Genomic DNA, 9,178 nt, shown 5'->3' on the forward strand with positions numbered 1-9,178 from the left:
GCGCAACGGAACGGTGACCATCGCCAACGCGGTGGGCAACGGCGTGGCCGACGACAAGCTCGTCTACACCTACGTCCCGGACATGATCCGCTACTACCTCGGCGAGGAGCCGATCCTCGCGAACGTCGACACCTGGCGCCTGGAGGACCCGGGCGCGCTCGAGGAGGTGCTCGACCGCCTCGACGAGCTCGTGGTCAAGCCCGTCGACGGCTCGGGAGGCAAGGGCCTCGTCGTCGGCCCCAAGGCCAGCAAGGCCGAGCTCGACTCGCTGCGGCGCCGGCTGCAGGACGACCCGCGCGGCTGGATCGCGCAGCCCGTCGTGCAGCTCTCGACCGTGCCGACCCTCATCGACGACCGCCTGCGGCCCCGGCACACCGACCTGCGCCCGTTCGCCGTCAACGACGGCGACGACGTGTGGGTGCTCCCGGGCGGCCTGACCCGCGTCGCGCTCCCCGAGGGCGAGCTCGTCGTGAACTCCTCCCAGGGCGGTGGCTCGAAGGACACCTGGGTGCTCGGCGGCAACCCCGCCTGGCAGGGCAAGCGGCCCTCGATCGACCTGCCGCAGTCCGTGCCGCACGACAGTGCGGTCCCGATCGAGGCCAACCCGAACGACATGCGGGCCCAGGTCATGCAGCAGCAGCAGATGGGGGCATAAGTGCTCAGTCGCATCGCCGAGTCCCTGTTCTGGATCGGCCGCTACGTGGAGCGGGCCGACGACACGGCCCGCCTGCTCGACGTCCACCTGCAGATCCTGCTCGAGGACCCCTGGGCCGAGGAGGACCTCGCCTGCCGCTCGCTGCTGTCCGTGATGGACCGCCCCGCGCCGCCGGAGAAGGTCATGGTCGGGCGCGAGTTCGTGCTCGACATGCTCGCGTACGACCGGTTCGCACCGTCGTCGATCGCGGGCTCCCTCGTCTCGGCGCGGGAGAACGCCCGCCGCGCGCGGGAGATCATCTCGACCGAGCTGTGGGAGTGCCTCAACACGACGTGGAACCAGCTCCCGTCGCACATGCGCCCCGCGCGGCCGCACGACTACTTCACGTGGGTGCGGGAGCGCGCGGCCATCGTCGCCGGGATCATGGACTCCGCGACCTCGCGGGACGACACCTTCTCGTTCATGATGCTCGGCCGCTCGATCGAGCGGGCCGACATGACGGCCCGCCTGCTCGCGACGCGCGCGCTCGCCGGCTCGGCCGGCCCGGGCTGGACGACCCTGCTGCGCTCATGCGGCGCGCACGAGGCGTTCCTGCGCACGTACCGCGGCACCGCGTCCGACGAGAGGGCCGCCGGCTTCCTCCTCCTGGACCGGCTGTTCCCGCGCTCGATCGTGTTCGCGCTCAACCAGGCCGAGGCGTCGCTCGCGGCCCTCGAGCCCGTCGTCGACCGGGCGACGGTCGACGACGCGCGCCGGCACATCGGCCACGTCCGCACCAGCCTCGAGTACCGCCCGCTCGGCGAGGTCCTCGACAACCTGCCCAAGGAGATGGAGAAGGTGCAGCGAGCCTGCTCGGCCGCGTCCGACGCGATCCGCGGCCGCTACTTCCCGTCCGGCGCTGCGACCAACTGGGTCGGGGAGGCTCTCTAGTGACCACGAGCAACGAGGGGCACCGATGAGCCGGTTCCGCGTCACCCACACGTCGACCTTCCGGTACTCGGGCCCGGTGCAGGCGTCCTACAACGAGGCGCGCATGACGCCGCTGTCGCAGGCGGGCCAGACCGTGGTCGACACCCGCCTGTCCATCCACCCGCAGACGTGGACGATGGACTACCGCGACTACTGGGGCACCGCCGTCACCGCGTTCGAGGTGCTCGCGCCGCACGAGGCGCTCGTCATCACCGCCGAGCACGTGGTCGAGGTCGGCGACCGCCCGCCGGTGAAGTCACCCGCGAGCTGGGAGACGCTGGCCTCGCCGGAGGTGCGCGACCGCCTCGCCGAGTTCCTCTCGGACACCTCGACGACGGAGGCGCCCGACGAGGTCGTCGACCTCACTCGCTCCGCGGCCGACGGGCTCGAGCCCGACGCCGCCGCGCTCGCCGTGTGTCTCGCCCTGCGCGACCAGGTCGAGTACATCCCCGGCGTGACGAGCGTGCACACGCCCGCCTCGGAGGCGTGGGCCGCCCGCGCCGGCGTGTGCCAGGACGTCGCCCACCTGGCGGTCGGCGCACTGCGTGCGCTCGGCATCCCGGCCCGCTACGTCTCGGGCTACCTGCACCCGAACCGCGACAGCGAGGTCGGCGAGACCGTGTCCGGCGAGTCGCACGCCTGGGTCGAGTGGTGGGTGGGGGACTGGGTGCCCTTCGACCCGACCAACCGCGTACCCGCCGGGTCGCACCACGTGGTGCTGGCGCGCGGACGGTCGTACGACGACGTGCCGCCGCTGCGCGGGATCTACGCCGGGCGCGGGACGCAGGAGCTCGCGGTGACGGTGGAGATCACGCGCGAGGGGTGAGACACAGGTCGGCAACGCGACGTTGGTCGCGCCCGATTGTCACGGAGTCAGTCGGCGGCCAAGCGCCTCGTCGAGAGCCCGGCGATCGGCGGTCACGCCGAGGACGCCGTCGTCCGGCGTGGTGCGACCCCACACCAGCAGAGCGAGCGCCAACGCCGGACCCGTGACCTGCGCCGCGGGCTCGCCGGTGCCGCCGAGAAGCCAGGACGCGTCCGTGTCGTCGGCCACCAGCTTGATCGGCGCCGCCAACGGCTCCATCCGGCCCATCCGCTCCTGCCGCGGCTGCATCACCGTGACGACCTCGTCGACCGTGTCCGCCCACACCGCGGGGGGCACGTCGAGCGGCAACCCGCCGGCCGTGCGCAGGTCCCACAGGTGCACGAGCGTCTCGTGGGTCTGCCGTCGGCGCCAGAACGCCGCGGTGCCGCTGTCGTCGAGCGTCCACGCGGGAGCCGAGGGGTCGAGGTCGGCCAGGGTCGAGCGCAGCTCGAGCGCGCAGGAGGCGTAGAGGTCGGTGAGCACGAACGGCCCACGGCCCAGCGGCGTCTCCTGGCGGCGCTGCGCCTGGCCGGCGGCCCAGTGGTGGATCCGGGCCAGGTGGACGACGAGGTTGCGCACCCGCCAGCGTCCGCACCAGGGGATGGGAGTGGTCGGGTCGACGAGGTCGATCGAGGCGAGGAACTGGTCCTGGAGGTCGCCGAGCACCGCGAGGTGGTCGAGCGCGTCGCTCTCGGCCGTCGTCATGGGACCATGGTGGGGCCGGCCGCCCACACCCGACAGGTGTCTGCCGGTCATCGTCCGTCGAGCGAGCGCCAATCGCGCCCGCCACCCCCTTGAAGCCGGGAGCTGTCCGCGCGTGTCCCCGATCCCCAGTGCCGCCGCGTCGTCGCGCATCCAGGTTGCCGCGACCGCTCCGGAGCTGCTGCGCAACTTCTGCATCATCGCGCACATCGACCACGGCAAGTCGACCCTCGCTGACCGCATGCTGCAGAAGACCGGCGTCGTCGACGCACGGGCGATGCGCGCGCAGTACCTCGACCGCATGGACATCGAGCGCGAGCGCGGCATCACGATCAAGTCGCAGGCCGTGCGCATGCCGTGGGGCGTGGACGACAAGGCCTTCGCGCTCAACATGATCGACACTCCCGGGCACGTCGACTTCACGTACGAGGTCTCGCGCTCGCTCGCCGCGTGCGAGGGCGCCGTGCTGCTCGTCGACGCCGCGCAGGGCATCGAGGCCCAGACGCTGGCCAACCTGTACCTGGCGCTCGAGAACGACCTCACGATCATCCCGGTGCTCAACAAGATCGACCTGCCGGCCGCCCAGCCCGAGAAGTACGCCGAGGAGCTGGCCAAGCTCATCGGCGGCGAGCCCGAGGACTGCCTGCGCGTGTCGGGCAAGACGGGCGTCGGCGTCGAGGAGCTGCTGGACCGCATCGTCGAGCTCGTCCCGCCGCCCACCGGCGACGCGGACGCACCGGCCCGCGCCATGATCTTCGACTCGGTCTACGACACCTACCGCGGCGTCGTCACCTACGTCCGGGTCGTCGACGGCAACCTCAACCCGCGCGAGAAGATCGTCATGATGTCGACGCGCGCTACCCACGAGCTGCTCGAGATCGGCGTCATCTCGCCCGAGCCCGTCCCCTCCAAGGGCCTGGGCGTCGGCGAGGTCGGCTACCTGATCACCGGCGTGAAGGACGTGCGCCAGTCCAAGGTCGGCGACACCGTCACGAACGCGAGCAAGCCCGCGGCCGAGGCGCTCGGCGGCTACTCCGACCCCAAGCCGATGGTCTTCTCGGGCTTGTACCCGATCGACGGCACCGACTACCCGGTGCTGCGCGACGCGCTCGACAAGCTCAAGCTCAACGACGCCGCGCTCAACTACGAGCCCGAGACGTCCGTGGCCCTCGGCTTCGGCTTCCGCGTCGGCTTCCTCGGCCTGCTGCACCTCGAGATCATCCGCGAGCGGCTCGAGCGCGAGTTCGACCTGGACCTCATCTCGACCGCGCCGAACGTCGTCTACGAGGTCACCCTCGAGGACAAGTCGACCGTCATCGTGACGAACCCGAGCGAGTTCCCGAGCGGCAAGATCGGCGAGGTCCACGAGCCGATCGTCAAGGCCACGATCCTGGCGCCGAGCGAGTTCATCGGCGCGATCATGGAGCTCTGCCAGGGCAAGCGCGGCGAGTTGCAGGGCATGGACTACCTGTCCGAGGAGCGCGTCGAGCTGCGCTACGTGCTGCCGATGGCCGAGATCGTCTTCGACTTCTTCGACCAGCTCAAGTCCAAGACCCGCGGCTACGCGAGCCTCGACTACGAGCGCATCGGCGACCAGGTCGCCGACCTCGTCAAGGTCGACATCCTGCTGCAGGGCGAGACCGTCGACGCGTTCAGCTCGATCGTCCACAAGGACAAGGCCTACGCGTACGGCGTGATGATGACGGGCAAGCTGCGCGAGCTCATCCCGCGCCAGCAGTTCGAGGTGCCGATCCAGGCCGCCATCGGCGCCCGCGTCATCGCGCGCGAGACCATCCGCGCCATCCGCAAGGACGTCCTGGCCAAGTGCTACGGCGGCGACATCACGCGCAAGCGCAAGCTGCTCGAGAAGCAGAAGGAGGGCAAGAAGCGCATGAAGACCATCGGCCGGGTCGACGTGCCGCAGGAGGCCTTCATCGCCGCGCTCTCCTCCGACGCCGCCGGCTCCGCGGGCGGGCGGGACGCCAAGGACGCGAAGAAGAAGTGAGCCCGGCCCTCCCCGACGGGGACGCGGCGCCTGACGACGGTCGGCTGCCGGGCTCCGTCGTCGCGGGAGCCGAGCAGCGCGCGTTCGGCGTGTACCTGCACGTCCCGTTCTGCACGGTGCGCTGCGGGTACTGCGACTTCAACACCTACACCGCGAGCGAGCTCGGCGGGGGCGCGAGCCAGTCGTCGTACGCGGACACCGCGCTGCGGGAGATCGCGCTCGGGCGCGACGTCCTCGCGGCGGCCGGCCTCCCGGTGCGGCCCGCGTCGACCGTGTTCGTCGGCGGCGGGACGCCGACCGTCCTGCCCGCGGGTGACCTCGTGCGCATGCTCGACGGCGTGCGCGAGGCCTGGGGCCTGGCCGACGATGCCGAGGTGACGACCGAGGCCAACCCCGACTCGGTGACCCCCGAGTCGCTCGCGGAGCTCGCGGCCGGCGGCTTCACGCGCGTCTCGTTCGGCATGCAGTCCGCCGTCCCGCACGTGCTGGCCACCCTCGAGCGCACGCACGACCCGCGGCGCATCCCCGACGTGGTGCGGTGGGCCCGCGACGCCGGCCTGGCCGTCTCGCTCGACCTGATCTACGGGACGCCGGGGGAGTCGCTCGACGACTGGCGCGCCTCGGTCGAGTCCGCCCTCGCCACCGGGGTCGACCACGTCTCGGCGTACGCGCTCGTCGTCGAGCAGGGCACCAAGATGGCGGTGCAGGTGCGCCGGGGCGAGCTGGAGCTGCCCGACGGCGACGACCAGGCCGCGAAGTACGAGCTGGCCGACGAGCTGCTCACCGCGGCTGGCCTCGGCTGGTACGAGGTGTCCAACTGGGCGCGCACCCCCGGCACCGCGTGCCGGCACAACCTGGCCTACTGGCGCGGCGACGACTGGTGGGGCGTCGGACCCGGCGCGCACTCGCACGTCGGCGGCGTGCGCTGGTGGAACGTCAAGCACCCGCGCGCGTACGCGGGCCGACTCGAGCAGGGCCTGAGCCCGGCGGCGGGCCGCGAGGTCGTCGACGCCGAGGCTGCCACGCTCGAGCGCCTCATGCTGCACGTGCGGCTGTCCGAGGGGATGCCGCTCGACGAGGTGCCCGCGCACACGCGCACCTCGGTGGCGGGTCTCGTCGCGGACGGGCTCGTCAACGGGCGTGCCCTGCTGACCGACCGGCGGGTGCTGCTCACGCTGCGTGGCCGGCTGCTCGCGGACCTCGTCGTGCGGACCCTCGCGGGCTTCGACGACTGACCCGGCGCTCGGGCGCTCGCGTCAGCGCACCAGTTCCAGGGAGAACGGGTAGCGGTAGCTGCCGTGCTGCGACACCGCGACCGCGGCGATGATCGAGAGCACGAGCCCGATCAGCCCGACGGCGAGCATGCCGATCCAGCCCAGCACGCCGATCACGGGGAACGCGTTGAGGATCTTGAACGCGACCATGCCGATCAGGAGCGTGAGCTGGAAGTTCAGCGCGACGCGCGCCTGCTCACGGGCGCCCGTGCCGCGCTCGCGCTCGACGAGCCAGACCACCAGCGAAACGACCCACCCGATGAAGAATGCGGTGAGGATGCCGCCCAGGTGGGAGAGCATCGCCCACGTGCGGGACTGGTCCGCGCCGCGCGCCGGGCCGGTGGGGTACTGCTGGGACATGGGTGCTCCTTGCGTGCGGGGCCGATGTGCGGCCTCGGGATCGATGCGTTGCCGAGCAGGAGTCTGGCGCGTCGGCGCCGCTCGCGCGCGACGAGCTACTTCACGAACCGGATCGTGACCGGGTAGCGGTACCACTCGTACCGGCTCGAGGCCACGCCCGCGAGGATCGCGAAGACCAGCGCGGCGATGCCGGCGGCCGCGAGGATCGCGAACCCGATGATGATGAACACCGTGATGAAGCCGATCACGTAGGCGATCAGGAGCGTGAGCTGGAAGTTCAGCGCCTCCTTGGCCTGGTCCTCGAGGTACGCGCCGCGGCCCTTGAAGGCCAACCAGATGATCAGCGGGGGCAGGAAGCCGCCCACGACGAGCGGGAGCACGTGGGCCAGGATCGCCCAGGTCCGCTCCTCGTCGGGGCGCAGCGGCACGGGCGGCGCCGCCGCCCAGGCCTGCTGCTGGCCGGGATACGGCTGCTGCTGGGCGGAGGGCTGCTGCTGGGCGGAGGGCTGCTGCGGCGGGAACGGCGGCACGCCGGCCGGCGGGGAGACGTCGGCCTGGTCCGGCTTGCGCAGGAACTCCGGGTCCGGCTCGGTGCTGGTCATCGTCGGCTCCTCGCGGCTGTGCTGTCGTCGTCCCTGGTCAGCGTATCGGTCCGGCGGGGGAGACGGCGGTGCGGTTCCTTGACACCACCTGCGGGTTTCGGTTCGCTCACTCCAGGGCGCGAAGGCCCGCAATCGGGAGGAAAAGCCGACATGAGCGAGAACCCAGGCGGAACGCCGCCGCGTGACGACGAGCCGGCACCGAAGGCCGTGAACCCGGAGCCGGACGCACCCGCGCCCGCTCCTGAGCCTCCGGCACCCCCGGCCCCGGCCTACGGCGCGCCGGCCGAGCCCCCCGCGGGCTACACGCCTCCGGCCCCGGAGTACGGCCAGCCCGCGGCCGGTGGCTACCCGCCCCCGCCGCAGGGTGGCTACCCGCCGCCCCCGCAGGCGGGTCCCTACGGCCAGGCTCCCGGCGGGTACCCCGCCGCCCCGCCGCCGCCCGCGGGCGGCTTCCCGGCCGCGCCGCAGTCGCCGATCGGTGCGGCGATCAGCTACGGCTGGAACGCGTTCACGCGCAGCGGCGGCATCTTCGTTCTCGCGACGCTGACCTGGCTCATCATCTCGGCAGTCGTTCTTACCCTCGTCCTCGTCGGGTTTGGTGGCTTCGCCAGCGCGTTCGGCACGAACGACAACGGCACCGTGAGCTTCGGGCTGTCCTTCACCTTCATCCTGATCATCGGGATCTTCTCGCTCGTCTTCTACCTCGTCGAGGCGGCATTCGTGCGGGCCGCGCTCAAGGTCACCTACGGGCAGCGTCTCGAGTTCGCCGACTTCTTCAAGTTCGAGAACGCCACGAACGTGCTGATCACGGCGTTGCTCATCGCGGGGATCAACCTCGTGCTCGGCCTCGTGACGTGGATCCCGCTGATCGGCCAGGTCGTCAGCCTCGCGGCGAACCTGGCCCTGCTGTTCACGCTGTGGTTCGTGGTCGACAAGAACCTCTCGCCGATCGACGCGATCAAGGCGAGCTTTGAGCTCGTGCGCGCGAACCTGTCGACGACGATCTTGTTCTACCTGCTCGCCGCGGTGATCCTGTTCGTGGGCTTCCTGCTGTGCGGCCTTGGCTCACTCGTCGCGATCCCGGTCGTGCTCGTGGCGACCTCGTACCTGTACCGCAACCTGCTCGGGGAGCCTGTCGCCCCGGTGCAGTGACGGACGGATCGAGGTGAAGGGTTGCGCCCGCTGTGCGGGCGCAACCCTTCACTCGCGTCAGGGGGCGGTGACGAAGTCGATGAGCTCCTCGACCCGGCCCAGCAGGGTCGGCTCGAGGTCGGCGTAGCTGCGCACCGAGCGCAGGATGCGCTGCCACGCGCGGGCCACGTCCGCCTGCTCGGCGGCGGGCCAGCCGAGCTCGCGCAGGATGCCGTGCTTCCACTCGGTGCCGCGCTCGATCGTCGGCCACGCCTGCAGCCCGATGCGTTCCGGGCGGACCGCCTGCCACACGTCGACGTACGGGTGACCGAGCACGAGCACCGAGCCGGCGGGCGCCGAGCGGGTCGCCTCGGCGGCGATCCGGCTCTCCTTGGAGCCCGCCACGAGGTGGTCGACGAGCACGCCCACGCGGCGTCCCGGCCCGGGGCCGAAGTCACGCAGCGCGTCGGTGAGGTTGTCGACGCCGTCGAGCAGCTCGACCACGACGCCCTCGAGGCGCAGGTCGTCGCCCCAGACCTTCTCGACGAGCTCCGCGTCGTGCTTGCCCTCGACCCAGATCCGGCTCGCGCGGGCCACCCGGGCGCGCGCGTCGTG

Annotated in this window: 10 protein-coding genes; 6 read left to right on the top strand and 4 right to left on the bottom strand. The window is 71.7% G+C overall.

Annotated features, from left to right (window positions below):
- From D1825_RS02080 to D1825_RS02090, 3 genes are all read left to right on the top strand, one after another.
- Positions 1-655 (top strand): circularly permuted type 2 ATP-grasp protein (locus D1825_RS02080; protein WP_199721463.1); only part of this gene is annotated, 655 nt, incomplete at its 5' end.
- Positions 656-1,585: an alpha-E domain-containing protein gene (locus tag D1825_RS02085; RefSeq protein WP_118765837.1), complete on the top strand. Its 930-nt coding sequence runs from the start codon at positions 656-658 to the stop codon at positions 1,583-1,585.
- 25 nt (positions 1,586-1,610) lie between these two features.
- Positions 1,611-2,450 (top strand): transglutaminase family protein, encoded by an 840-nt coding sequence (locus D1825_RS02090; protein WP_118765838.1) that lies wholly within the window; start codon positions 1,611-1,613, stop codon positions 2,448-2,450.
- A gap of 39 nt (positions 2,451-2,489) precedes the next feature.
- Here D1825_RS02090 and D1825_RS02095 read toward each other — a convergent pair whose 3' ends face one another.
- On the bottom strand, positions 2,490-3,194 hold the full coding sequence (locus D1825_RS02095; RefSeq protein WP_118765839.1) for a maleylpyruvate isomerase family mycothiol-dependent enzyme: 705 nt from the start codon (positions 3,192-3,194) through the stop codon (positions 2,490-2,492).
- Positions 3,195-3,306: 112 nt separating this feature from the next.
- Between D1825_RS02095 and lepA the strand changes: the two genes are divergently transcribed.
- Both lepA and hemW read left to right on the top strand, forming a co-directional pair.
- The gene (lepA, locus tag D1825_RS02100) at positions 3,307-5,196 is read left to right on the top strand and encodes a translation elongation factor 4 (protein ID WP_118765840.1); all 1,890 of its coding nucleotides are present in this window, start codon (positions 3,307-3,309) and stop codon (positions 5,194-5,196) included.
- Entirely contained in the window at positions 5,193-6,431 is a 1,239-nt protein-coding gene (gene hemW, locus D1825_RS02105) for a radical SAM family heme chaperone HemW (protein WP_118765841.1), read from the top strand. The genes lepA and hemW overlap by 4 nt, the downstream gene beginning before the upstream one ends.
- Before the next feature lie 21 nt (positions 6,432-6,452).
- On the opposite strand, the gene D1825_RS02110 is transcribed toward hemW, so the two are convergent.
- The gene (locus D1825_RS02110) at positions 6,453-6,830 is read right to left on the bottom strand and encodes a DUF4870 domain-containing protein (RefSeq protein ID WP_118765842.1); all 378 of its coding nucleotides are present in this window, start codon (positions 6,828-6,830) and stop codon (positions 6,453-6,455) included.
- A 95-nt stretch (positions 6,831-6,925) separates the two neighbouring features.
- On the bottom strand, positions 6,926-7,432 hold the full coding sequence (locus tag D1825_RS02115) for a DUF4870 domain-containing protein (protein ID WP_118765843.1): 507 nt from the start codon (positions 7,430-7,432) through the stop codon (positions 6,926-6,928).
- 150 nt (positions 7,433-7,582) lie between these two features.
- Here D1825_RS02115 and D1825_RS18120 point away from each other — a divergent pair, with 150 nt between their 5' ends.
- Entirely contained in the window at positions 7,583-8,584 is a 1,002-nt protein-coding gene (locus tag D1825_RS18120; protein ID WP_158580663.1) for a DUF2189 domain-containing protein, read from the top strand.
- Positions 8,585-8,641: 57 nt separating this feature from the next.
- On the opposite strand, the gene D1825_RS02130 is transcribed toward D1825_RS18120, so the two are convergent.
- The coding region (locus tag D1825_RS02130) for a DUF3097 family protein (protein ID WP_118765846.1) at positions 8,642-9,178 on the bottom strand (537 nt) is incomplete at its 5' end.

Source organism: Cellulomonas rhizosphaerae, from assembly GCF_003470205.1.
Lineage (GTDB): Bacteria > Actinomycetota > Actinomycetes > Actinomycetales > Cellulomonadaceae > Cellulomonas > Cellulomonas rhizosphaerae.

What these genes read in the sequence shown, in the direction of transcription:
- D1825_RS02090 (WP_118765838.1), top strand. Translation starts at nt 1,611, where the DNA reads ATGAGCCGGTTCCGCGTCACCCACACGTCGACCTTCCGGTACTCGGGC.
- D1825_RS02095 (WP_118765839.1), bottom strand. Translation starts at nt 3,194, where the DNA reads ATGACGACGGCCGAGAGCGACGCGCTCGACCACCTCGCGGTGCTCGGC.
- D1825_RS02110 (WP_118765842.1), bottom strand. Translation starts at nt 6,830, where the DNA reads ATGTCCCAGCAGTACCCCACCGGCCCGGCGCGCGGCGCGGACCAGTCC.
- D1825_RS02115 (WP_118765843.1), bottom strand. Translation starts at nt 7,432, where the DNA reads ATGACCAGCACCGAGCCGGACCCGGAGTTCCTGCGCAAGCCGGACCAG.
- D1825_RS18120 (WP_158580663.1), top strand. Translation starts at nt 7,583, where the DNA reads ATGAGCGAGAACCCAGGCGGAACGCCGCCGCGTGACGACGAGCCGGCA.